Genomic DNA, 22,526 nt, shown 5'->3' on the forward strand with positions numbered 1-22,526 from the left:
ATTTTCCGCGTGGAGGAGATCGATCGTCAGATCATGACACTGCTGGCCGACGACGGGCGGATGAGCTTCACCGACCTCGCCAAGGAGACCGGGCTGTCAGTGTCCGCCGTGCACCAGCGGGTGCGCAGGCTGCAGAAACGCGGCATCGTCAAGGGCTTCACCGCGCAACTCGATCATGAGCAGATCGGGTTGCCGATGACCGCGTTCGTGTCGATCAAGCCGATCGACCCGTCCGCTCCTGACGACGCCCCCCATCGGCTCAGGGATCTGACCGCGATCGAGGCCTGTCACTCGGTGGCGGGCGAGGAGAGCTACATCCTCAAGGTGCGGGTCGCGACGCCGAACGAGCTTGAGGACCTGCTCCAGAAGATCCGGGCCGCGGCCAACGTGGCCACCCGGACCACGGTCGTCCTCAGCACGCCGTGGGAGGGCCGCCGCCCGCCGATTTAGAACGGTGCAAAGGCGTCCAGCGCCTCGCTTGCGAGGCGCATCGCCTCGTGCGGTTCCGCGACGCGCGGATCGAAGTTCACGTCGACGAACAGCTCCGTGACGCCCTGCCGCGCGATGGCGGCGAAGTCGTCGCGGATCTCGTCGTACGTGCCGGTGAGCGGCCGACGGCGTGGGCCGGGCCGGACGGCGGCGCGGCACACGAAGCGCAGCGCGTCCGCGTCGCGCCCGGCCTTCGCGGCGGCCTCCCGGACGATGCCGATCGACCGGCCGAGGGCCAGCGGATCGGCCCGGCTAGAGCTCACCCAACCGGCCGCCAGGCGGCCGGCGCGGCGCAGCGCCGGCTCTGACGCGCCGCCGAGCAGGATCGGCACTTCGGACTGGAGCGGCGCGGGGTCCATCCGCACCGGCGGGAAGTCGTAGAACTCGCCGTGGAACTCGCTCACCTCGTCGTGCCACAGCGTGCGCAGCGCCGCGAGGAACTCCTCGGCGCGGGCGCCGCGCCGCTCGTACGGCGCACCCGCCGCGGCGAACTCCTCACGCATCCAGCCCAGCCCGAGGCCGAGATCGAGGCGCCCGCCGGTGACATGGTCGAGTGTCGCGGCCTGCTTGGCCAGCAGCGCGGGGGAGAAGTACGGCAGGTTGACGACGGCCACCCCGAGCCTGGCCGTGCGAGTGAATCCGGCGAGGTAGGCGAGCGTGACGAAGGGGTCGGGCACGTTGCGGTACGTGTCGTCCTCGGACCCGGCCGGATTGACCAGCCGCTGCAGCGTCCACAGCGAGTGGTAGCCGAGCTCCTCGGCTCGCTGGGCGACCTGGACCTGGTGGGCGGGTGTGGCCCACGCCCCCGATACCGGCACGGCGAACCCGATGTGCACGATGTTCCTTCCGTTGCGGACCCCTCGGCCTGAACCTTACAACGTCAAGGCCCGTGGCTGGAGATCGGCGGCCGCCAGGGCGAGTTGAACGCGGCGCGAGCCGTTTCGTGAGCGGCAGCGGGCGCTCCTAGGAGGTCCAGGCCCAGCAAGACGGCGCCCAGCACCGGGGGACGGTCCGCGACGATGAGGCGTGCCCGTGGCGCCCGCGCCGCGTAGCGCCATTCGATGGTGTCCATGAGCACCGGGCGGCGGGAGGTGAGCACTCCGCCGCCGAGCACGACCTCGGCGGGGGAGCCGAGAAGGTCGAGCCTGCGGAGCGCCGTGACCCCGAGGAGCATGATCTCCTCGGCCAGCCGGTCGGCGAGCCCGCGTGCCACCGGGTCGCCTGCCTCGGCCGTGTCGAGGAGAACGGGAGCGAGGGACGTCAGCCGCGCCCGAGGGATGTCGCCCCGGTGCACGCCGACGCCCACGTCCTCCGCGCGGGTCAGGCCGAAGTGCGCCGCGACGGCGGCCGTGAGCGCCGTCTGCGGTCCGCGCCCGTCCTCGCCGCGCACGGCGTGCCACAACGCCTCGGCGCCGAGGTCGGCGCCGCCGCCCCAGTCGCCGGTGATCCGCCCGAGTGAGGGGAACCGGGCGGTGCGCCCGTCCGGGCCGACCCCCAGGCAGTTGATGCCCGCGCCGCAGACGATCGCGACGCCCCATCCCATCGTGGAGCCGGTGCGGAGGAGGGCGAACGTGTCGTTGCCGACCCGGACACGCCGGGCGAGCTCCCGGGCGGCCAGCGCCTTCTCCAGCTGTTCCTCCTCCTCGGGGAAGTCCGCCCCGGCCAGGAAGGCGGCGAGCTGGTCGGCCGTGCCGCGGCCGGCGCGTGCGAGGGCGTCGGTGATGAGGCCGCTCAGCATCGCGACGGCGGCGTCCACGCCGTGCGCCTGTGGCTGGAACCCCGGGCCGCGCGCGGCGGCGAGCAGTTCGCCGGTGTCCGACACCACGGCGACGTCGGTCTTGCTGTTGCCGCCGTCGACCGCCACCAGCGTGCGGCTCATCCGTTCGCCGCCCAGGGGAGGTGGGCCCGGCCTTCGCTGATGAGTTCGCGTGCCAGCCGCTCGGCCGCGTCCGCCTGGCCGACCAGCGGGTGGGCCAGGAGCGCGTCGGTCACCCGGTCGGCGCCGCCGTGGAGGGCGGCGGCGACGGCGATTTCCTCGTACGCGGAGACGTGGGCGATCAGGCCCGCCAGCAGCGGTTCGACCGGCGGGACGGGGAGCGGCGCCGCGCCGGCGGCGGTGATCCGGGTGGGGACCTCGATGACGGCCTCGGGCGGCAGGAAGGGCAGGGTCCCCTCGTTGCGCACGTTCACCACCTGTGTGCCCGGCGCCTCGCCGAGGAGCGCGGCGAGCAGATCGGCGGCGGCCTCGGAGTAGTGCGCCCCGCCGCGTTCGCCCAGCAGCGCCGGTTTGGTGTCGAGCGCGGGGTCGGCGTACATCTCCATCAGGCGGCGCTCGATCTCCGCCACCTTCGCGGCGCGTGCCGGCGTGGCGCGCTGCTCGCCGACGACGCGGTCGTGTTCGTAGTAGTAGCGCAGGTAGTACGAGGGGACGGCGCCGAGCCTCCGGATCAGTCCGGCGGGCAGGCCGGTCTCCTCGGCGAGCACGCCGAGGTGCTCGTCCAGGAGCCGGGGGAGGACGTCGGCGCCGTCGAGCCGGACGGCGCGTTCCCAGGTGAGGTGGTTGAGGCCGACGTGCCCGAGGCTCAGCCGCCCGGGCTCCACCCCGAGCAGGCCGGCGAAGCGGCGCTGGAACGTGATCGCGACGTTGCAGAGTCCGATGGCGCGATGGCCTGCGTCCAGCAGCGCGCGCGTGATGATGCCGACCGGATTGGTGAAGTCGACGATCCATGCGCCCGGCGCGCGTTCGCGCACCCGTTCGGCCAGCTCCAGCACGACCGGGACGGTGCGCAGCGCCTTGGCCAGCCCGCCCGCCCCGGTGGTCTCCTGGCCGACGCACCCGCAGGCCAGCGGGAACGTCTCGTCGCTCAGCCGCGCGGCCTGCCCACCGACCCGCAGCTGGACGAGCACGGCGGCGGCGCCGTCGAGCGCGCCGTCCAGGCCCGCGCCCATGTCACAGGTCGTGCGCACGGTCACCGGGCTGCCCACGCGGGCGAGCATCCGGGTCGCCAGCCCGCCGACGACCGCGAGCCGGTCCGCGGCGGGGTCGACGAGCACGAGTTCCCCGACCGGCAGCGTCCCGGCACGCCGCGCGATCCCTTCGACGAGCTCGGGGGTGTAGCTCGACCCCCCGCCGATCACGGCCAGCTTCACCCTTTCACTCCCGTCAGCGTCACGCCCTGGATGAACACCCGCTGGGCGAGGAAGAACACCACGATCACCGGCAGCACGGTCAGCAGGGTCGCCGCCATCGTCAGGTTCCACTCCACGTTGTGCGCGGCGCGGAACGTGGCGATGCCGACGGCCAGCGGGCGGTGGTCGGGGTCGGCGTACACCAGTGGCCCGAAGTAATCGTTCCAGCAGTAGAAGAACTGGAACAGCGCCACGGCGGCGATCGCGGGCCGGGCCATCGGGAGCACGACGCGGATCATCGCGGCGAACTCCCCGCAGCCGTCCACCCGGGCCGCGTCGGCGTAGTCCTTGGGGATCGTCACCAGGAACTGCCGGAGCAGGAAGATGGAGTACGCGTCGCCGAACAGCAACGGGATGATCAGCGGCCACAGCGAGCCGGTCAGCTCGAACCGCGCCCACACGATGTACATCGGGACGACCACGACCTGCGGCGGCAACATCATCGTCGTGATGACCAGCACGAGCGCGAGCTTGCGGCCGCGGAACCTGAACCGCGCGAGCGCGTACGCCACCGGCACGCTCGACACGAGCATGAACGCCGTCCCGAGCCCGGCGTACAGCAGCGTGTTGCCGAGCCACCGCAGCATCTCCGCCGACATCACCTCGGCGAAGTTGCCCCACGCCCACTCCGACGGCCATAGCGTGCCGCTCAGCGCCTGCTCGTCGGTCATCACCGCGGTGAGGAACATGAACGTCACCGGCGCCATGAACATGATGCCCAGGGCGATCGCGATCGCGTGCGTGGCGATCCAGTAGAGGACCCGCCGCCCGCGTGTCCCGCCCGCGGCGCGGCGCCGTGCGGGCGACGGCGCCTGGCCGGTACCGGCGGACGGGCGCAAGCTCACTGCCGTTTCGGTCATCCGGACACCTCCTCGTCGGCGAAGGCGTGGAACTGCCGGAGCAGGACCAGCGTGAAGGCCATCGAGACCGCCAGCAGGACCAGCGCCAGCACGCACGCGTAGCCCATGTTGAACTGCCGGAATCCCTCGTCGTACAGCCATTGCGGGAACGTCAGCGTCGACCCGTCCGGGTAGCCCGGTGCGGTGGTGGTGCCGGGCTGGTCGGCCTGCCCGGCGGCGACCTTGGCCGCCACCATCGCCTGGGTGAAGTACTGGAGGGTCTGGATGACGCCGGTGACCGCGGCGAACAGAAGCACCGGTGAGATGGTGGGCAGCGTGATGTGCCGGAAGCGCTGCCAGGGCCCGGCGCCGTCGATGGCCGACGCCTCGTACAGCTGCCGCGGCACGTCCAGCAGCGCCGCCAGCAGGATGATCATGACGTCGCCGACCGCCCACAGGCCGAGCAGGGTGAGCCCGGGCTTGCTCCACTGCGGCTCGTTGAACCAGTCGGGCAGCGGGATCCCCACGCTGCCCGCGAGCTGCTCGACCGGCCCGGTACCGGGGTTGAGCAGGAACACGAACGCCACCGTCGCGGCCACCGGCGGCACCAGGTACGGCAGGTAGATGATCGACCGCAGCACGTTCCCGCCCGTCTTGAGCTGGGTGAGCAGCTGCGCGGTGCCGAGGGCGAACAGCACCCGCAGCGGCACCATGACCACGACGAGCCACATGGTGTTGCGCATCGACCGCCAGGCGTTCTCGTCCTGGAGGAGGAAGCGGTAGTTGGTCAGCCCGACGTACTCCAGCGAGAACAGGTCGTACCGGGTGAACGAGAAGTACACGGTGGCCAGCAGCGGGTAGGCGAAGAAGACGCCGAAGCCGATCAGCCAGGGCGACAGGAACGCCAGCACCCGGAGCCGGTGGCGGCGGCGCGCGCGGGGCGCCGCCACCGGCCGGCGTGCCCGCCGAGCGGACAGGACGGTCATGTCAGCCGCCGGAGAGCTGGAGAGCCTTGTCGATCTTCACGTCGAGGTCGCGCAGGCCCTTGTCGAGATCGGAGACCTTGCCGGGCTCCCACTGGTCCTGGACGAACTCCTGGAACTGCACGAGGTAGTCCCCGCCGTTCGGGCTGGACGGGCTGGTGCTGGTGCCGGGATGCCGGAAGACGTCCATGAACGTCTTGAACTGCGGCGGCAGCTTCAGGTCGGGTGAGGCGAGCGCGTCGCGCGTGCTCGGCACGTTGCCCAGCGCGTTGGCCAGCGTCACCACGGCCTGCGTGTCGGTCGTGAGGTACTTGACCAGCGCCCAGGCGGCCTCGGGGTGCTTGGCACCGCGCGGGATGCCCATGATGGTGCCGAGCGTGAAGCCGCTGCCGTACTGGTCCCTGCGGTCGTCGGCGACGGGTGGCGGGGCCGTCCCGTAGTCCAGCGTGGGCGCCTCCTTCTCGATGAACTTGGTACGCCACTCGCCGTCGATGGCCATGGCGACCTTGCCTTTCTGGAAGGGGTTGGACGCCTCGAACTCCTGGCCCATCGATCGCATGAACTTGCGCGCGTTCTGCAGGCCGTACCAGTCGAGCAGTTCCTTGGACCACCGCAGGTACGCCTTGAACCCCGGGTCCTTGGAGAAGTTGGCCTGGCCGTCGGCGCCCAGCCACTTCACCCCGAAGCTGGGGGCGATGTGCTGCGGCGTGTGCTCGTAGTACTGGACCGAGGGCATGAACCCGGCGACCTTGATGGTGCCGTCGGGATCGCGGACGGTCAGCTTCTTGGCCAGCGCGGCGAGCTCGCTCATCGTCGTCGGCGGCTTCTCGCCCTTCATCAGCTTCTTGTTGTAGTAGAGGCCGTAGGCGTCGGCCAGCAGCGGCAGCGCGCACCGCTTGCCCTTGAACTGCGTGTAGTCCTGGACGGCCTTCGGGAAGATGCCGAGGTCGACCTTGTCCTTCTGCAGCCGCGGGGTCAGCTCCTGCCACGCGCCGCTCTGGCAGAACTGGCCGAGGTTGTCGGTGGTGAAGGAGGAGACGACATCGGGCGGGTTGCCGCCGCGGATGGCGTTGGTGATCTGGTCGTCGAGCTGGTTGCCGGTGATCTTTACGGTGATGTTCGGATGGGCGCGGCGGAATCCGGCGACGGCGTCCTCGAACGCCTTGACCTCGTGGTCGGCGCTCCAGCCGTGCCAGACCTGGATCGTCTGCGGGGCGTCCGCCGCCGGCCCGCCGTCCTTGTCCTTGCCGCCGCCCGCCGTGCAGGCCGAGGCGAGGACGAGGGCGGCGGCCAGGGCCACGGTGCGGTACAAGGGGCGGTACGCGGGGCGGGGTGGGGGTTGGATGCGCACTCCGGTTCCTCCTTCAGGGAGTGGTGCTGGAGAAGACCTCGTCGCGGGCGTCGCCGAGCGCCAGATGCAGGGCGCCCGCCAGGACGGGGTTGCCTTCGACCGAGCTGAGCCGGACCGGAGGCCTGGGGATGGTCATGGTGTGCAGTTCGCGCTCGACGAGCGCGCGCAGCGGCTCGCCGCCCGACCGGAGCACGTCGCCGGTGAGGACGATGAGCTGGGGGTCCAGGACGGCGACGACGGTCGCGAGGGTGGCGCCGAGCCGGGTGGCCAGTTCGGTGAGCGCGGCCTCGCCGGAGTCCGCGGCGGCCGCGCGGCTGAGGGCCGTCGCGGCGTCGCGTCCCCGGAAGCCGTGGGCCCGCATGAGCTTGAGCACGGCGGCACCTCCCGTCAGGCTGTGCACCCCGCCCGTGTGCGTGCGCCTGACGTCGCGCCTGAGCGGCGCACCCGCGACGGGCATGTAGCCGATCTCGCCCGCGCCGCCCGTGGCCCCGCGGTGCAGCACGCCGCCGAGCACGACCGCCATGCCGACGCCCTCGGCGACCCACAACAGCACGAAGTCCCGAGCGTCACCCGCCTCCCCGCCTGACAGCTCGGCCAGGGCGGACAGGTTGACGTCGTTCTCGATCGACACCGGCGTGCCGAGCGCGCCGGTCAGGCGCTTGCCGAGGTCGGGGACGTGCCAGCCGGGGATGTGCGCGGCGTAGCCGAGCCTGCCCGTGGTGGGATCGACCGCGCCGCCGATGCCGATGACCACGCGGCGGAGCCGGTCGCGCGCTATCCCCGCGGAGGCGTCCTCGAGTGCGGCCCGGACCCGTGCCACCGCGTCCACGCCCGAACGCGCCGGTGTGGGCAGGGTGTGCTCGCCCGCCACGGCCCCCGTCAGGTCGGCCACGACGGCGTGGATCCGCGCCGGGGTCACATCGAGGCCGGCGACGTACGCCGCGGCCGGATTGACGCGGTAGAGCTCGGCCGTGCGGCCCGGCAGCCCCTCCCGTATCCCGTCCTGGAGAACGAGCCCTGCCTCTTCCAGCCGGGCCAGCAGCTGCGACGCGGTGGGCTTGGAGATGCCGGTGAGCTCCGACAGCTGCGGCCGGGTGAGCGGCCCGCGTTCCAGCAGCACCTCGAGCGCCGCCCGGTCGTTGATCGCCCGCATCAGGCTCGGCCTGCCGGGGACAGGTGCAGCCAAAAGATCGCCTCCGCCCACGCAGGACGCCGCCCAAGTTAGGAAAGTTTCCTAACGTGGATGTGAAAGTAAGGAACCCTGCCGAATTCGTCAAGACCCCGATTTCAGGAAGCGGGTGTGCCGGGCGCGTCCGCGATCAGCGAGACGATGGTTCCCTCGCCGCGCTTGGCGGCCAGTCGCAGCGCCGCTTGCAGGCAGGCTCCGCTGGAGGGACCGGCGGGGATGCCGGTCGTCTCGTGCAGGTGGCGGGTGAGCGCGAGGCTCGTCTCGTCCGGCACCGGGATCACCACGTCGACGACCGAGGCGTCGAACGCCGGCTCGACGCGCGGCCGGCCGATCCCGTCGATGCGCGATGGCATCCCGGTGCCGTAGTCGCGGACGTCATAGGCCCATGCAGGGAAATAGGCCGAGTTCTCCGGGTCGGCCACCGCGAGGCGCGTGGCCAGGCCGCCGTCCCTGATGTGGCGCCCGAGCGCCGCGCTGGTGACGCCGCTGCCCGCCCCCGCCACCACCCAGGCGGGCGGCTCGGCGAGCTGACCGAACAATTCGGTGGCGAGAGAGCGGTCGTCGACCGGGAGGAAGGGGTCGAGCACGTAGCCGCCGATCTCGTCCGCGAGCCGTCCGGCCTCCTCGTAGACCGCGAGCGGCGGGTCGTGGCGGCGGCACTCGCCGCCGAGCCGCTCGATGCGGGCCGTCTTGTCCGGCCGGGTCCGGCCAGGGACCACGGCGACCATCGGCAAGTCCAGGAGGCGCGCGAACCAGGCGGCGGCGACCGCGGTGTTGCCGCTCGTCGGCGTCACGATCGCCTGTCCCTCACGCAGGGCGCCGGACGCGATCGCGGCGCGCAGCAGTGCGCGGACGGGCCGGTGCTTGAGGCTGCCGGAGGGCTGCGCCGACTCGTCCTTGAGCAGGATCCGGGAGTCGGCGGGGTAGGGCCGCAGGGGAGTGGCCGGGGCGCCCGCGGCGTCCTCGTCGAGCCGCCGGAGCGCCGCGGCGGTCCAGCTCAGGGGGCCGCCACGATGAAGCTGGAGTTGCCGAAGCCGACCTCGTCGCCGGGACGGACCCGGACGGGTCCGGTCAGCCGCCAGCCGTTGACGCGGGTGCCGTTCATGGACCCCAGATCGGAGATCATCCAGCCCTCGTCACCGCGGTAGATCTCGGCGTGAAAGCGGGAGACGGTGAGGTCGGTGAGGATGAACTGGCAGCCCGGCGCGCGCCCGACGACGATGCGGGTGAGATCGGACGGCGGGAGCATGAACCGCGGCAGCCGGGGAGCGCGCCAGGCCGCCTCGATGCGCGCGGTGACCTGCGAGACCGACGTGATGATCCCGGTCAGCCGGTTGACGACGCGATTGGTGGACGGCAGGTCGTGCACGATGTCGGCGAGCTCGGCCTGGCTCTGCGCCCGCAGCACCTGGTCGACCCGCCGCTCGAACGTCTCGTGGGACATCCGGCCTTCGGCCACGCGATCGCTGAGCACGCGCAACACTCGGTCGCGCTCCATATCGGACGCTCTCACCGGATATGAGGGCTGACCGTCCATGCTGTGAGTATCCAGATCCCGTCGTCGCCTGTCCAGGAAAGCCCGCATCCCCAGGATAAGTGATCATCCTTGCTGATCCCTTACCCTCAGGGGTTGTTCCGTTGTGGCCGTGCAGTCTGTTGGACGCCCGGCGGTCACCCGGAGTTCGGGTGGACGCTGATCTTTCGGCGTCAGCGGGAGAGGAGATCCCGGGCGATGTGGGTCACCTGGATCTCGTCGGTGCCCGCGTAGATCTGGAACGACTTGGCGTCGCGGGCGAGCTGCTCCACGCGGTACTCGCTCATGTAGCCGTTGCCGCCGAACAGCTGCACGGCCTCCATCGCGACCTCGCTGGCGGCCTGCGCCGAGTAGAGCTTCATCGCCGACGCCTCGGCCAGCGTCGGGGCGCGCCCGGCGCGCTGCATCTCGATGTGCCGGAAGACGAGGTTCTGCACGTTGATGCGCGCGACCTCCATCTTCGCCAGCTTCAGCTGGATGAGCTGGAAGTCGCCGATCGGCCGGCCCCACAGCTCCCGGTTCTTGGCGTAGTCGACCGACAGTTTCAGGCACTCCTCGATGACGCCGAGGGACATCGCCGCGACGCCGGCGCGTTCGGTGACGAAGTTCTGCTTCGCCGACTCCTTGCCGTCGCCCGAGCCGCCGGTCAGCAGCCGGTCCGCGCCCGCCCGCACGTCGTTGAGGAACAGCTCGCCGGTCGGGGAGGAGTGCAGGCCCATCTTGCGCAGCGGCTTGCTCTGGTCGAGGCCGGGCATGCCGCGGTCGAGCACGAACGTGAGGATCTCGCGATCGCGCGGGTCCCGCCCGTTATCGAGCTTGCAGTAGAAGACGATCGTGTCGGCGTAGGGGCCGTTGGTGATGAAGGTCTTGCTGCCGTTGAGGACGTACTCGTCGCCGACCTTGCGCGCGGTCGCCTGCATGCCGCCGAACGCGTCCGAGCCCGAGCCGGGCTCGGTGATCGCCCAGGCGCCGACCTTGTCCATGGTGAGCAGGTCCAGACCCCAGCGCTCCTTCTGCTCGACCGTGCCGCGCCTCATGATCGTGCCGGCGGCGAGGCCCAGGCTGACGCCCATCGCGGTGACCAGGCCGGGGGAGACCTTGCACAGCTCGATGATGGGCAGCATGTTCATTGCGGCGTTCCCGCCGCCGGGCCGGTCCTCGCCGGAGCCGCCGCCGTCGCGTTCCTTCTGGATGCGGGAGGCGAACGAGGACCGGGCCAGCTCGTCCAGGCCGAAGGCCTTGAACAGGCTCCGGATCAGGTCGTACGGCGGCAGCTCCCCGGCGTCCAGCGCGTCCAGGTGCGGCCGGACCTCCGCGTCGATCCAGCCGCGCACGGCGTCCCGGATCATCACGTCCTCGTCGGACCACTCGATCATGCCTGCCCGCCTTTCGACTCCCGCTCGGTTGCAGGTCCCATCCAAGCAGAGGTCGAAAGTAAGCGCTTATTTAGGGCAGTGTCATTTCTCGAAGGAGACGACGTCGGCGAGGATCCCGCCGTCCGCGGTCTGCCGTTCGGCCGACGGGCTGTCGTAGACCACCAGGAGCTTGGGCCCGACGGCGTCGGACTCCTCCAGGACCGCGATGCCCTCGGCGTGGTCGTCGCCGTCCCCGTACGGGAGCTCGCCGACGGTCTGCAGCTCGTCGGCGGGCACGATGTCGGCGGCGGCGACCTTGGCGGCGCCGGGCCAGCGCACCACGCGCACCGGGCCGTCCAGGTCCATCGTCGGTCCCGTGAGGATGAGCAGGTCGTCGCCGTGCGGGCACAGGTCGCGGATGCCGAGGCCGCCCAGGTCCAGGAAGTGGGTCCGGTACAGCGCCTTGCCCTCCCCGATGGGGCGCAGCCGGAGGCGGTGCGGGTCGTCGGGGTGCGTCTCGGGGTGGATCTCGATCAGCGCCGCCCAGCCGCGCAGCACCGGCCCGCGCAGGCCGATGTAGAGGCGGTCGCCCTGGGCGGCGATCCCCTCGATGTCGATGCCGTTGTCCTTGCTCGGGATCGGCAGGAAGGGGCCGAGGTGCGGGTCGTCGGCGAGCAGGTCGGTGATGGAGTCCCCGTGCCCGCCCAGGACGGCGGCGGTGTGCTCGCCGTGCCGCTTGACCACCTCGGGCAGGCCGTCGTCGCCGGTCACCAGGGGGAGTCTGGCGAGGATGAACCGGTTCTCCTCTCGGACGACCGAGGCGAGCCGCTTGCGCGACTTGGCGTCGGACTGCCCGGCCTTGATCTTCTTGCGCTTGAGGCTGTGCGAGCCGATCGCCCACAGCCAGCCGTTGGCGCGGGCGAGGCCCTCGATGTCGGCCTCCTCGTCCGGTCCGGCCGGGAGATCGACCAGGTCGGCGAGGGCGACCGTGCGGTGGTCGTCGTAGGCGGCGACCCGCCCGAGCCCGTCGGTGGTCGCGGTCAGCCGCTCGATGGTGGCGGTCTCGTCGCCCGCCAGCCACAGGCAGGAGCCGTCCTGGCGGACGGCGGAGAGGTTGGTGTGGGTCTCGGCTTCACGGCTCTCGTGCCCGAAGCGGAGCTCGACCCGGCGTTCCACGATCATGCGCCGATGTTCCCACACAACCTGGACCGAAATCGCCGGTATCGGCCCAGGTCATTTGTGATCTACATTGTAAAGGCCGCGTCCCAGTGCACCGGCAGCCGCACCGGTTTCCGGAAGACCAGACCACGCGCCCGCACCGCGGCGGCGGGATCGAGCCGGAGCCCGGGCAGCCGGTCGAGCAGCGCCGCCAGGGCGGTGCGGGTCTCCAGGCGGGCCAGGTGCGCGCCGAAGCAGAAGTGCGGTCCGTGGGCGAACGCGAGATGCTCGGCGGCGTTCACGCGGCGGACGTCGAACCGGTCGGGGTCGGGGAAGACCGCCGGATCGCGGTTGGCGCCGGCGATGGACACGCGCACCAGGTCGCCCTTGCGGATCTCCGCTCCGCCGAGGGTCATGTCCCGGGTGGCGTAGCGGTCCACGACCGAGGCCGACGGCTCGAACCGGAGCGACTCCTCGATCGCGGCGTCCAGCAGGGCCGGGTCGGCCCGTACCAGCGCGAGCTGTTCCGGGTGCCCGAGCAGGTGCAGCGCCGCGTTGGAGATCATGCCCTCGGTCGTGTCGATGCCGCCGAACATCAGCACCGCCGCGTTCGAGGTCACCTCCTCGGCGGTGAGGCCCTCCTCCTGGTGCGCCGCCTCGGCGAGCAGCGAGGCGGACCCGGGGACGCCGATCGCCTCGTGGACGGCCGCGCTCAGCCGGGCGTAGGCGTCGCCTGCGTGGCCCGGACGCCCGGCCGTGATGTCGGAGACCGCCACCACGAACGCCTCGTACCAGGACCGCACGGTGACGGCGTCGACGCCCTCCAGCCCGAGCGCCTCGGCCACGACGGCGACGGAGAGCGGGCCCGCCAGGTCGCCGCGCAGCTCCGCCTGCCCGGCGGGCGCGATGCCGGTGACGAGACGGTCCACCTCCGCCTGGACGAACGAGGTGAAGCGGGCGCGGGTCCGGGCCGGGCGGAACGGGCGGGCGAACGGCTCGCGGTGGCGCGTGTGCGTCCGCCCGTCCAGCGACAACATGCTGGGCCCGACGACCTGCGCGGTGGAGAAGCGCGGGTCGTCGACCGTGAACGCGGCCGCGTCGCGCATCACCCGTACGGCCAGCTCGTGGGAGGTGACGAGCCAGCCGTCGAAGGCGGGCAGCCACGAGACCGGCTCGCCGGCGCGCAGCCGGGCCAGGAGCGGATGCGGATCGTCCTCCAGCTCCTCGACCGTGGCCGCCGCGCCGACAGGGAACGTTCCTGGTGGAGGCGTCACCCTTGCGAGCGTAGCCCCGGTGGCCCTGCGGCGATCACGCGGCGGTGGCGCGCTCCTCCCACCAGGTGCGGCCGGGCTCGGGCAGGGTGTGGATCGGGTCGTAGTACTCGTACCGGCGGTTGAGCGCCTCGGGGTCGGTGGCCTCCAGGGCGGTGCGGTAGTTCTTGGTCCAGTACGAGATGCCGCGCTCGCGGTCGTAGTCGGCGAGCTGGTGCACCCAGCGCTTCCCGACGTACGGCACGTCGCAGACGATGCGCGGGGTGGCGAACCCGGGCAGGTAGCCCATGATCGCGTGCTGGAGCTCCTGCGCCTCCCACACCGCGATCCGCCAGTGCTCGCTGTAGGGGATCATGTCGCACATGTAGAGGTAGTACGGCAGGATCGCGGCCTCGTCGAGCAGCGCGAACGACAGGTCCAGCAGCTGCTCGGGCGTGGTGTTGACGCCGCGCAGCAGGACGCCCTGGTTGCGGACGTCGCGGATGCCGGTGTCGAGCATCGCCTTGGCCGCGCGGGCGACGAGCGGCGTGACCGACTGGGCGGCGTTGACGTGGGTGTGGATGGCGATCTGCACGCCGCGTTCCTGCGCCTTGGCCGCCAGGCGCTCCATCCCGGCCCGGACCTCGTCCTGTAGCCAGTGCTGCGGCAACCCCATCAGCGCCTTGGTGGCCAGCCGGATGTCGCGGATGTTCTCGATGTCCAGGAGGGCGTCCACGAACGACTCCAGGCGCGGCCAGGGAAGGTTGGCCACGTCGCCGCCGGAGACGACCACGTCGCGGACTCCGGGGGTGCGGCGCAGGTAGTCGAGCATGGCGCCGTGCCGGTCGGGCGCCTTGATCGTGAACTTGTGCTTGTCGACGGCCGGGGTGGAGGTGCCGACCAGGTCCATGCGGGTGCAGTGCCCGCAGTACTGCGGGCAGGTCGGCAGCAGCTCGGCCAGCACCTTGGTGGGGTAGCGGTGGGTGAGTCCCTCGACCGCCCACATCTCCGCCTCGTGCAGGGAGTCACGCGCCGCGTAGGGGTGGGACGGCCAGTCGCTCCTGCGGTCGCCGAGGATCGGGATCATGTACCGGCGCACCGGGTCGGCGAGGAAGGCCTCGGTGGAGGTCACGTCCATCGTGTTGAGCATCTGCGGCGTGACCAGCATCGACATGGTGGCGCGTTCGGCTTGGTCGCGTTCCAGGTCGGCGTAGAACGACTCGTCCAGCAGGTCGCCCATCAGGGCGCGCAGCTGCCGGATGTTCTTGACGCAATGCGCCCGCTGCCACTGCGCGGACTCCCACTGCTCGGCCGTGACGTCGTGCCAGCCCGGGAAGCGCCGCCAGTCGGGCTCCTCCAACGGCCGGCGACGGTACACATACGGCTGGTCCGAAATCCCGGCATCGTTCCCCGTGGGCAGGGCTTCGGGATGCAGAGCAGTGGTCATCGTTGACCCCCTCGTGCGGCGCGGCTTAACTAAATCTTGTCTGGGACGGACGTTACGGGAAGAATTCCGTATAAACCAGTGGTACCCCGGATATCCTCCGGGATGCCAAATCGGACAGGAGAGGCGAGGCAGGCGGATATATGGGTGATCCACGCATGAGCACGTCCCCCGTGGGGCTCCACCGCGTCCTGGAGCCGCCGGGAGTGCTGCCCCAGGCGGCCGCGCGGCTCGACACCGATCCCCGGATCCGCCCGGACGAGGTGCGCGTACGGGTGGAGCGGCTCAATCTGGACGCCGCCTCCTACCGGCAACTGCACACCGCGCACGGCGGCGATCCCGACGCCGTCCGCCGCGAGGTACTGGCGATCATCGGCGAGCGCGGCAAGATGCAGAACCCGGTGACCGGCTCGGGCGGCATGCTGGTCGGCGTCGTCGACGAGGCGGGGCCGGACTCGCCGCTGGGCCTTGAACCGGGGGACCGGATCGCGACGCTGGTCTCGCTCACCCTCACCCCGCTCGCCGTCACCGACGGGCTGGCCCGCTGGGACGGGCGGTCCGAACAGGTCCCGGCCGAGGGCCACGCGATCCTCTTCGCACGTTCCATCGCCGCCGTCCTCCCCGCCGACCTGCCCGTGCCGCTCGCACTGTCGGTGATGGACGTGTGCGGCGCGCCCGCCCTCACCCACCGCGTTGTCCGCCGGCACGAGGGGCCTGGCGGACCTGTGGTGGCGGTGCTGGGCGCGGCGGGCAAGAGCGGGTCGCTCTCGCTGGCCGCCGCCCGCCGCGCCGGCGCGGCCCGCACCATCGGGCTGGTGCCCACCGAAGAGGAGGAGCGCCGGCTGGCTGCCAGTGGCCTGGCCGACAAGGTCGTGCGGGCCGACGCGCGCGACCCGGTCGCGGTGGCGGCGGCACTCGGCGAGCCCGCCGACGTGACCGTGGTCTGCGTGGACGTGCCGGGCTGCGAGCACGGCGCGATCCTGGCCACCGCGCCCGGCGGCACGGTGATCTTCTTCTCGATGGCCACCTCGTTCGCCTCCGCCGCGCTGGGCGCCGAGGGACTGGCGGCCGACGTCACGATGCTCATCGGGAACGGCTATGTCCCCGGGCACGTCGATCTGGCATTGGACTTGTTCAGGTCGGAACCGGCGATTCGCACGTTGTTCACCGCCCGGGAAGCCGGGAAGTGACGAGAATGACCGGGACGACCCACCGGATCATCGAGGAGCACTGTGATGGCGAGCATCACCCGGTCACTGCGCGAGCGTGACCCCAAACAACGCCAGGCCCAGATCGTGGAGGTCCTGGTCGACGCCTTCTCCGACTTGATGGAGCGCAGTCCCGCCGAGTTCCGCCGCCGCTTCCGCAAGATGGCCACCGACCCGTTCGCGTTCTACCGGGGGAGCGCCTGCCTGTTCTACGCCGACATCATCGACGACGAGGACCCGTGGGCCGACGAGCGCACCGGCCGCGTCTGGATCCAGGGCGACCTGCACGCGCAGAACTTCGGCACCTACATGAACGACGACGGCATCTTCATCTTCGACGTCAACGACTTCGACGAGGCCTACGTCGGGCACTTCACCTGGGACGTGAAGCGCCTGGTGGCCAGCCTGGCGCTGATGGCGTGGAGCAAGGCCATCTCCGACTCCGACATACAGCGCCTGATCGAGACCTACGTCCGCGCCTACGTGGACCAGGTCCGGCACTTCGCCGAGCACGACGACGACCACGAGTTCGCGCTCACCCTCGACAACACCGACGGCTACATCCGCGCCGTGCTGGTGGCGGCGCTGGCCAACACCCGCATCGAGCTGCTCGACGAGATGACGCTCGTGGAGCAGCAGGAGCGCCGGTTCCGCAACCGGCCCGGCGTGCGCCGCCTCGGCGAGGCCGAGCGGGCCAAGGTGGAGCGGGCGTACGAGGCGTACCTGCAGACGATCCCCGTCGACAAGCGCCTGCGTCCCATCACCTACAAGGTGAAGGACATCGTGGGCGCCTCCGGATTCGGCATCGGCTCGGCCGGGCTGTCGGCGTACAACATCCTGGTGGAGGGCAACAGCCAGGCCCTGGAGAACGACGTCGTGCTGTCGATGAAGCAGGGCAACGTCGCCGCGCCCAGCCGCGTCGTCGACGACCCCCACATACGCGACTACTTCCACCACCACGGCCACCGCACCGCGGTCTCACGGCGCGCGTTGCAGGCCAACACCGACCCGTGGCTCGGCCACACCGAGCTGGACGGGGTCGGCTACGTCGTGCAGGAGCTCTCGCCCTACGAGGAGGACCTGGACTGGTCGTCCCTCACCGAGCCCGAGGAGATGCTCTCGGTGCTCGACGACCTGGGCCGCGCCACCGCCAAGATCCACTGTGTGTCCGACACCGACTCCGACCACACCCTGGTCGGCTTCCAGGTGGAGGACGCCATCAACGCGGCGATCGGCCCGGACGAGAAGGCGTTCGTCGAGGCGATGGTGGCGTTCGGCATGGAGTACGCCGCGGTCGTCCGCGACGACCACAGGCTCTTCGTGGACGCCTTCAGGAACGGCCAGATTCCCGGCCTGTAGGAAAGCGGGCAGCGGCGCGGTGCGTCGCCGGCCTCCTCAGCCGGTTCGGTTGGGACAGTTGAGGTTCTTGCGGATCGGGGGCTGTTTACCGGAGGATCTTCCGTAAGAAGCCCATCAATACGGACAATTGTTCGAGGGGGTCGGCAATGACGCCGCAGCGAAAACTCGATCTCGACCCGGCGGTGGTGGGGCGCGCCAGACGGCTGGCCGCCCGCGCCGCCGAGCCGATCATCGAGATGGCCCGGACCCATACGACGGTCTCGGTGGAACGGGCACTGCTGCGGCTGGCGGGCCTCGCCGGCGCCGACAGCGACGGCCGCCCCTGGGCCAACCATCTCGCCGACGCCGTCCGCGACCAGGTCGGGCTGGAGCACGGCGTGGCGCTCCCGGTCTGGGACGCGCTGGTGAACGGGCCGCACGGCTCCCTGGTGGAGCTCGCCGAGGCCGCCGCGCGGGGACGGGTGTCCTTCCGGCTCCCCGCCGGGACCGACGAGGCGAACGCGCGGGAGGCGGCCCGGCGGGCCGCCCGGGCCGGGATCACCGCGATCGACCGGCGGCGCGCCGAACGCGACCGGGTGCTGGCGGAGGTCGGCGATCCGGCGCAGCCCTGGATCTACCTGATCGTGGCCACGGGCGACATCTACGAGGACATCCCGCAGGCACAGGCCGCGGCGCGGGAGGGCGCCGACGTGGTGGCGGTGATCCGCTCGACCGGGCAGTCGCTGCTGGACTTCGTGCCGGAGGGGGCGACGCGGGAGGGCTACGCCGGCACCTACGCCACGCAGGAGAACTTCCGGCTGATGCGTTCGGCCCTGGACGACGTGTCCCGCGAGCTCGGCCGTTACGTGCGGCTCACCAACTACGCCTCGGGGCTGTGCATGCCCGAGATCGCGACGCTGGCCGGGCTCGAACGCCTGGACATGATGCTCAACGACTGCATGTACGGGATCATCTTCCGTGACATCAACCCGCGCCGCACGTTCATCGACCAGCGCTTCTCACGGCAGATCCACGCACGGGCCGGGATCGTCATCAACACCGGCGAGGACAACTACCTCACCACGGCCGACGCGGTCGACGCGGCGCACACCGTCATCGTCAGCCAGCTGCTGAACGAGCGGTTCGGGCACGAGGCGGGGCTCGCCGACGCCCAGCTCGGCCTCGGCCACGCCTTCGAGATCAACCCCGCGATCCCCGAGTCGTTCCGGCTGGAGCTGGCGCACGCGCAGCTCGTCCGCGAGCTGTTCCCGGACGCGCCGCTGAAGTACATGCCGCCGACCAAGCACATGACCGGCAACATCTTCGCCGGCTACCTGCTGGACGCGTTCTTCAACCTCGCCGGCGTCATGACCGGGCAGTCGATCATCCTCATCGGGATGATGACCGAGGGGATCCACACACCCTGGCTGTCGGACCGCGACCTGGCGCTGGAGAACGTGCGGTACGTCCGCGACGCCTGCGGAGGACTCGCCGACGACTTCGTGCCCCGCCCGGGCGGATTCGTCGCGCAGCGGGCCCGGCAGGTGCTGTCGGAGTCCATCGACCTGCTCGAGGAGATCTGCGACGACGGGCTCCTCAACGCGATCGCCGACGGCACGTTCGGCATCACCCGCCGGCCCGCCGACCGCGGCAAGGGCCTGGACGGCGTCGCCGAACGCGCCGACGGCTACTTCAACCCCGCGATCGAGATCCTCGACGCGGAGGATCCGCATGCCCGCCACGGCGTTCCCACAGAGGAGGTGCCGGCATGACCCCGCCGCCAGGAAGCACGCACTCCGCAGGCAGCACCGACACCCAGGCCCCGGCCGAGCCCGCCGACACCCGGCAGGTCATCCGGCCCTACGGCGACACCACCGGCGACGGCATGGTGCAGGTCTCGTTCACCCTGCCCGTCCCGGCGGGCAAGCGCGCCGACGCGGCCGCGCTCCAGCTCGCCGGGAAGATGGGGCTGGACCCGGCCAGCGTGGTGCACGCCAAGCCGATGGGCCCCGACTTCACGTTCTTCATCGTGTACGGCCGGGTCAACCACCTGATCGACTACGCCTCCATCCCGGTGCCGGAAGGCCGGGAGTACCCCCTGCTGAGCGCCGGCGAGGTCAACCTGGCGATCCGCGCCACCCTGGGCCGGCGGCTGGTGATCGTCGGCGCCTGCATCGGCACCGACGCCCACACCGTCGGGATCGACGCGATCCTCAACGTCAAGGGCTTCGCGGGGGAGAAGGGCCTGGAGTACTACCGCGAGATCCAGGTGGTCAACATGGGCGCCCAGGTCACCGTCGAAGAGCTGGTCGAACGCGCCAAGGCCGAGAACGTCGACGCCGTGCTGGTCTCCCAGGTCGTCACGCAGAGGAACGCCCACCTGCACAACACCAAGCAGATGGCGGGCGCCTTCCACGCCGAGTACCCCACGGCCGTCGCCGCCGGGATGGGCCGCCCGCTGCTGGTGGTGGGCGGGCCCCGCTTCGACACCGTCACGCCCGAGGACCTCGGCGTCGACCGCATCTTCGGCAAGGGCACCACGCCCGCCGAGGTCGCCAGCTATCTCGTCCACGCGCTGCTGCCCGGGGAGGCGACCCAGTGACCCGTCCGAGCCATGAGGGGCTGAGTTCCGAGAGCCGGAGCCTTGAGGGCCTGACGGTCACGCACCGCCGGTACGTGCCGTACGCCCACGCCCACTACGCCGGTGATCTCGTGGACGGCGCCTACGTCCTCGGGCTGTTCGGCGACGTCGCCACCGAGGTCTGCATCCGCACCGACAACGACGAGGGATTGTTCGCGTCCTACTCCGACGTGCAGTTCCGCGCGCCGCTGCGGGCCGGCGACGTGGTCGAGGCCACCGCCACCGTCGTCCGCGTGGGCCGCCGCAGCCGGACGCTGGAGTTCCAGGCGCGGGTGGTGTGCCGTCGCAGCCCGGGTGCAGGCACGCCGGGCAAGGGGGAGTCCGCGGCCGAAGTGCTCAGCGAACCGATCATCGTGGTCACCGCGACCGGCACGGTGGTGGTGCCCGAACCGGTGCCGCCGCAGTTGTGACCCTTGTGACCATCATGATTTGCGAACCTGCGCCGATCATGGTTTTCACCTTGTGAAACAAGGGGTCCGCGCAGAACGTGAAGCGGTTGACAAGGGCCCGGAAGCCGGTAGTTTTGCTGCAGTCCAGCACGGGACTCACCGATCGGCCGCCCGAGGCGCCACCGGACACCGCGCCGCGACGGGCACGAGTGCGGATTCGCTCCCGATCCCGTCCGAGCCAGGTGCAGGTGACCGGCAGCCGCGTCACGGCGGAGCCGCCCGATCGGGCGGGGGCTTGGACCCGGGAAAGGGCCCGGACATCCAGTAGAAAACGGAGCATCATCGTTCTCACCGCCTGTGAGACGACTCCGGCCCGATGGATGTCACGGGCCCTCTTCCGTGCCCGTGCCCCTCCCTTGCCACCTCGTGGTCGTGTCAGGCGCGCGCGAGCGGTAGCGTTCCCGCCAGTGGTGTTTTTCGACCAGTGGTGTTTCGACAGGAGCCATGGTGGCGCAGGAGACCCTCCCGGACCGGACACCGGCGGCGGCCGGTCCTGCCGGCGAGCCCGATTCCGCCGGCGGGCGTGGGCCCGGCGCCGGTGCCCCCCGCGGGCGCGCGGCGCGCCTGGTGGCGTTCGGGCGGACGAACGGCCGCGCCGGGTGGCCGCGGACGCTGCTGGCGATCGCCTCGGGCCTGGTCATGTGGCTGGCGTTCCCGCCGATCGACCTGTGGCCGCTCACGCCCGTGGGCGTGGCGATGTTCACCTTCGCGCTGCGCGGCCTGCGCCCCCGGACCGCCTCCTGGCTCGCCTTCGTCGGCGGCGCCGCGTTCTTCCTGCCCGTCCTCACCGGCATCGTCAAGATCGGTCCTGATGGCTGGATCATCCTGAGCCTGGTCCAGGCGCTGTACTTCATCCCGCTGGGCGCCGGGATCGCGCTGGTGACCCGGCTGCCCGCCTGGCCGGTATGGGCCGCAGCCCTGTGGGTCGCCGAGGAGCTGCTGCGCGGCAACGTGCCGTTCGGCGGCTTCCCCTGGGCCCGGCTGGCGTTCAGCCAGACCGCGACCCCGCTCACCCCCTACGCCTCGCTCGGCGGCGCGCCGCTGGTCACCTTCCTGACGGCCCTGATCGGCGGCCTCCTGGCGTACGCCGCGGTGATCGTGCTCGACCACAGGAAGGGGTCGATGAAGGCGGCCGCACGGCCACTGGCAGTGGCGCTGGGCGCCGCCGCCGCGATCGTCGGGGGCGGGCTCGCCATCCCGACGCCCACCGCGGGCGACCCGGTCACCGTCGCCGTCATCCAGGGCAACGTGCCAAGGCTCGGCCTGGACTTCCTCGGGCAGCGCAAGGCCGTGCTCGACAACCACGTACGGCAGACCCGCGAGCTGGCCCGTCAGGTCCGCGCCGGGCAGGTCGCGCGGCCCGAGCTGGTGGTGTGGCCGGAGAACGCCAGCGACCTGGACCCCTACGCCGAGCCCGACGCCTACACCGCGATCGACGGCGCCGTCCGCGACATCGGCGTCCCGGTGCTCGTCGGCGCCCTCGTCGACACCCCCGACGGCGAGCGCGTGGAGAACCGCGGCATCGTCTGGGACCCGCGCAGCGGCCCCGGGAACTACTACGTCAAGCGGCATCCCGTGCCGTTCGGGGAGTACCTGCCGTTCCGCGACGTCCTCACCAAGCTGATCACCCGTTTCGAGCGCATCCCGCGCGACTTCGCCAAGGGCACCCGTTCGGGCGTCATGCGGATGGGGCCGGTCACGGTCGGAGACGTGATCTGCTTCGAGGTCGCCTATGACAAGGAGGTCCGCGACGTCGCCGCGGGCAACCTCCTGGTCGTGCAGACCAACAACGCCACCTACGGCAAGACCAGCCTGCCGCCGCAGCAGATCGCCATGTCCCGGCTGCGCGCGGTCGAGCATGGCCGTACGATCTTGGTTGCGGCGACGAGCGGCATCAGCGCGATCGTGGCGCCGGACGGGACGATGATCGACCGGTCCCGGGAGTTCACCCCCGACATCCAGGTGGCGAGCGTGCCGGCGCGCACCTCGCGTACGCTGTCGGACCGGCTCGGGGCCAAGCCGGAGTGGGCGCTGGCGTTGCTCGCCGCCGGCGCGGCCGGAGTGGCCGTGGCGACCACTCGCAGGAAGAACGAGGGGAAGTAGACACCG

20 protein-coding genes are annotated in these 22,526 nt (G+C 71.3%); 7 read left to right on the forward strand and 13 right to left on the reverse strand.

From position 1 onward, the window contains the following. Positions 1-9: 9 nt before the first annotated feature. Complete coding sequence (locus tag F8566_RS14605) at positions 10-450, forward strand: Lrp/AsnC family transcriptional regulator (RefSeq protein ID WP_151560751.1); 441 nt, start codon at positions 10-12, stop codon at positions 448-450. On the opposite strand, the gene F8566_RS14610 is transcribed toward F8566_RS14605, so the two are convergent. The 13 genes from F8566_RS14610 to F8566_RS14670 all read right to left on the reverse strand — a co-directional run bounded on the left by F8566_RS14610 (position 447) and on the right by F8566_RS14670 (position 14,784). After that, complete coding sequence (locus F8566_RS14610; RefSeq protein ID WP_151560752.1) at positions 447-1,325, reverse strand: TIGR03619 family F420-dependent LLM class oxidoreductase; 879 nt, start codon at positions 1,323-1,325, stop codon at positions 447-449. The two genes, F8566_RS14605 and F8566_RS14610, sit on opposite strands and share 4 nt — an antisense overlap. Positions 1,326-1,369: 44 nt before the next feature. Further along, positions 1,370-2,368 carry an N-acetylglucosamine kinase gene (locus F8566_RS14615; RefSeq protein ID WP_151560753.1) on the reverse strand — a complete coding sequence of 333 codons (999 nt, stop codon included), beginning with the start codon at positions 2,366-2,368 and terminating at the stop codon, positions 1,370-1,372. Next, positions 2,365-3,639, reverse strand: a complete 1,275-nt coding sequence (locus F8566_RS14620; RefSeq protein WP_151560754.1) for a family 4 glycosyl hydrolase — start codon at positions 3,637-3,639, stop codon at positions 2,365-2,367. Before F8566_RS14620 ends, F8566_RS14615 begins: the two co-directional genes overlap by 4 nt. Continuing rightward, on the reverse strand, positions 3,636-4,538 hold the full coding sequence (locus F8566_RS14625; RefSeq protein WP_151560755.1) for a carbohydrate ABC transporter permease: 903 nt from the start codon (positions 4,536-4,538) through the stop codon (positions 3,636-3,638). Before F8566_RS14625 ends, F8566_RS14620 begins: the two co-directional genes overlap by 4 nt. After that, entirely contained in the window at positions 4,535-5,503 is a 969-nt protein-coding gene (locus F8566_RS14630; protein WP_151560756.1) for a carbohydrate ABC transporter permease, read from the reverse strand. The genes F8566_RS14625 and F8566_RS14630 overlap by 4 nt, the downstream gene beginning before the upstream one ends. A 1-nt stretch (position 5,504) precedes the next feature. After that, positions 5,505-6,851, reverse strand: a complete 1,347-nt coding sequence (locus F8566_RS14635; protein WP_225993177.1) for an ABC transporter substrate-binding protein — start codon at positions 6,849-6,851, stop codon at positions 5,505-5,507. A 13-nt stretch (positions 6,852-6,864) separates the two neighbouring features. After that, positions 6,865-8,037, reverse strand: a complete 1,173-nt coding sequence (locus F8566_RS14640; protein WP_225993178.1) for an ROK family transcriptional regulator — start codon at positions 8,035-8,037, stop codon at positions 6,865-6,867. Positions 8,038-8,138: 101 nt separating this feature from the next. Next, a complete protein-coding gene (locus F8566_RS14645; protein ID WP_151560757.1) occupies positions 8,139-9,122 on the reverse strand; it encodes a PLP-dependent cysteine synthase family protein in 984 nt (327 codons plus the stop codon). Continuing rightward, positions 9,038-9,625 carry a DUF1707 and FHA domain-containing protein gene (locus tag F8566_RS14650; protein ID WP_318836408.1) on the reverse strand — a complete coding sequence of 196 codons (588 nt, stop codon included), beginning with the start codon at positions 9,623-9,625 and terminating at the stop codon, positions 9,038-9,040. The genes F8566_RS14645 and F8566_RS14650 overlap by 85 nt, the downstream gene beginning before the upstream one ends. Before the next feature lie 122 nt (positions 9,626-9,747). Beyond that, entirely contained in the window at positions 9,748-10,950 is a 1,203-nt protein-coding gene (locus tag F8566_RS14655) for an acyl-CoA dehydrogenase family protein (RefSeq protein ID WP_151560759.1), read from the reverse strand. 81 nt (positions 10,951-11,031) lie between these two features. Next, complete coding sequence (locus F8566_RS14660) at positions 11,032-12,111, reverse strand: DUF3616 domain-containing protein (RefSeq protein ID WP_151560760.1); 1,080 nt, start codon at positions 12,109-12,111, stop codon at positions 11,032-11,034. A gap of 62 nt (positions 12,112-12,173) precedes the next feature. Next, the gene (locus F8566_RS14665; RefSeq protein WP_151560761.1) at positions 12,174-13,361 is read right to left on the reverse strand and encodes a cytochrome P450; all 1,188 of its coding nucleotides are present in this window, start codon (positions 13,359-13,361) and stop codon (positions 12,174-12,176) included. Positions 13,362-13,395: 34 nt separating this feature from the next. Beyond that, positions 13,396-14,784, reverse strand: a complete 1,389-nt coding sequence (locus tag F8566_RS14670; RefSeq protein ID WP_151560762.1) for a KamA family radical SAM protein — start codon at positions 14,782-14,784, stop codon at positions 13,396-13,398. 155 nt (positions 14,785-14,939) lie between these two features. On the opposite strand from F8566_RS14670, the gene kdd reads away from it, so the two are divergent. The 6 genes from kdd (at position 14,940) to lnt (ending at position 22,520) form a co-directional block, all read left to right on the forward strand. Then, on the forward strand, positions 14,940-15,971 hold the full coding sequence (kdd, locus tag F8566_RS14675) for an L-erythro-3,5-diaminohexanoate dehydrogenase (protein ID WP_151560763.1): 1,032 nt from the start codon (positions 14,940-14,942) through the stop codon (positions 15,969-15,971). A 45-nt stretch (positions 15,972-16,016) separates the two neighbouring features. Then, positions 16,017-17,348: a DUF2252 domain-containing protein gene (locus F8566_RS14680; protein ID WP_151560764.1), complete on the forward strand. Its 1,332-nt coding sequence runs from the start codon at positions 16,017-16,019 to the stop codon at positions 17,346-17,348. Between the two features lie 146 nt (positions 17,349-17,494). Beyond that, positions 17,495-19,099, forward strand: a complete 1,605-nt coding sequence (gene kamD, locus F8566_RS14685) for a lysine 5,6-aminomutase subunit alpha (protein WP_151560765.1) — start codon at positions 17,495-17,497, stop codon at positions 19,097-19,099. Then, positions 19,096-19,929 carry a lysine 5,6-aminomutase subunit beta gene (gene kamE / locus F8566_RS14690; protein ID WP_151560766.1) on the forward strand — a complete coding sequence of 278 codons (834 nt, stop codon included), beginning with the start codon at positions 19,096-19,098 and terminating at the stop codon, positions 19,927-19,929. Before kamD ends, kamE begins: the two co-directional genes overlap by 4 nt. Next, complete coding sequence (kal, locus tag F8566_RS14695; RefSeq protein ID WP_225993179.1) at positions 19,926-20,378, forward strand: 3-aminobutyryl-CoA ammonia lyase; 453 nt, start codon at positions 19,926-19,928, stop codon at positions 20,376-20,378. Before kamE ends, kal begins: the two co-directional genes overlap by 4 nt. A 483-nt stretch (positions 20,379-20,861) precedes the next feature. Beyond that, on the forward strand, positions 20,862-22,520 hold the full coding sequence (gene lnt, locus F8566_RS14700; protein WP_151560767.1) for an apolipoprotein N-acyltransferase: 1,659 nt from the start codon (positions 20,862-20,864) through the stop codon (positions 22,518-22,520). The last annotated feature ends 6 nt before the right edge of the window (positions 22,521-22,526 follow it).

This window comes from Actinomadura rudentiformis (assembly GCF_008923185.1).
Classification (GTDB): domain Bacteria; phylum Actinomycetota; class Actinomycetes; order Streptosporangiales; family Streptosporangiaceae; genus Spirillospora; species Spirillospora rudentiformis.

Coding starts and splice junctions, on each gene's coding strand:
- F8566_RS14615 (WP_151560753.1), bottom strand. CDS start 2,368: ATGAGCCGCACGCTGGTGGCGGTCGACGGCGGCAACAGCAAGACCGAC.
- F8566_RS14625 (WP_151560755.1), bottom strand. CDS start 4,538: ATGACCGAAACGGCAGTGAGCTTGCGCCCGTCCGCCGGTACCGGCCAG.
- F8566_RS14630 (WP_151560756.1), bottom strand. CDS start 5,503: ATGACCGTCCTGTCCGCTCGGCGGGCACGCCGGCCGGTGGCGGCGCCC.
- F8566_RS14650 (WP_318836408.1), bottom strand. CDS start 9,625: ATGCGGGCTTTCCTGGACAGGCGACGACGGGATCTGGATACTCACAGC.
- F8566_RS14655 (WP_151560759.1), bottom strand. CDS start 10,950: ATGATCGAGTGGTCCGACGAGGACGTGATGATCCGGGACGCCGTGCGC.
- F8566_RS14660 (WP_151560760.1), bottom strand. CDS start 12,111: ATGATCGTGGAACGCCGGGTCGAGCTCCGCTTCGGGCACGAGAGCCGT.
- F8566_RS14670 (WP_151560762.1), bottom strand. CDS start 14,784: ATGACCACTGCTCTGCATCCCGAAGCCCTGCCCACGGGGAACGATGCC.
- kdd (WP_151560763.1), top strand. CDS start 14,940: ATGAGCACGTCCCCCGTGGGGCTCCACCGCGTCCTGGAGCCGCCGGGA.
- F8566_RS14680 (WP_151560764.1), top strand. CDS start 16,017: ATGGCGAGCATCACCCGGTCACTGCGCGAGCGTGACCCCAAACAACGC.
- kamD (WP_151560765.1), top strand. CDS start 17,495: ATGACGCCGCAGCGAAAACTCGATCTCGACCCGGCGGTGGTGGGGCGC.
- kamE (WP_151560766.1), top strand. CDS start 19,096: ATGACCCCGCCGCCAGGAAGCACGCACTCCGCAGGCAGCACCGACACC.
- lnt (WP_151560767.1), top strand. CDS start 20,862: ATGGTGGCGCAGGAGACCCTCCCGGACCGGACACCGGCGGCGGCCGGT.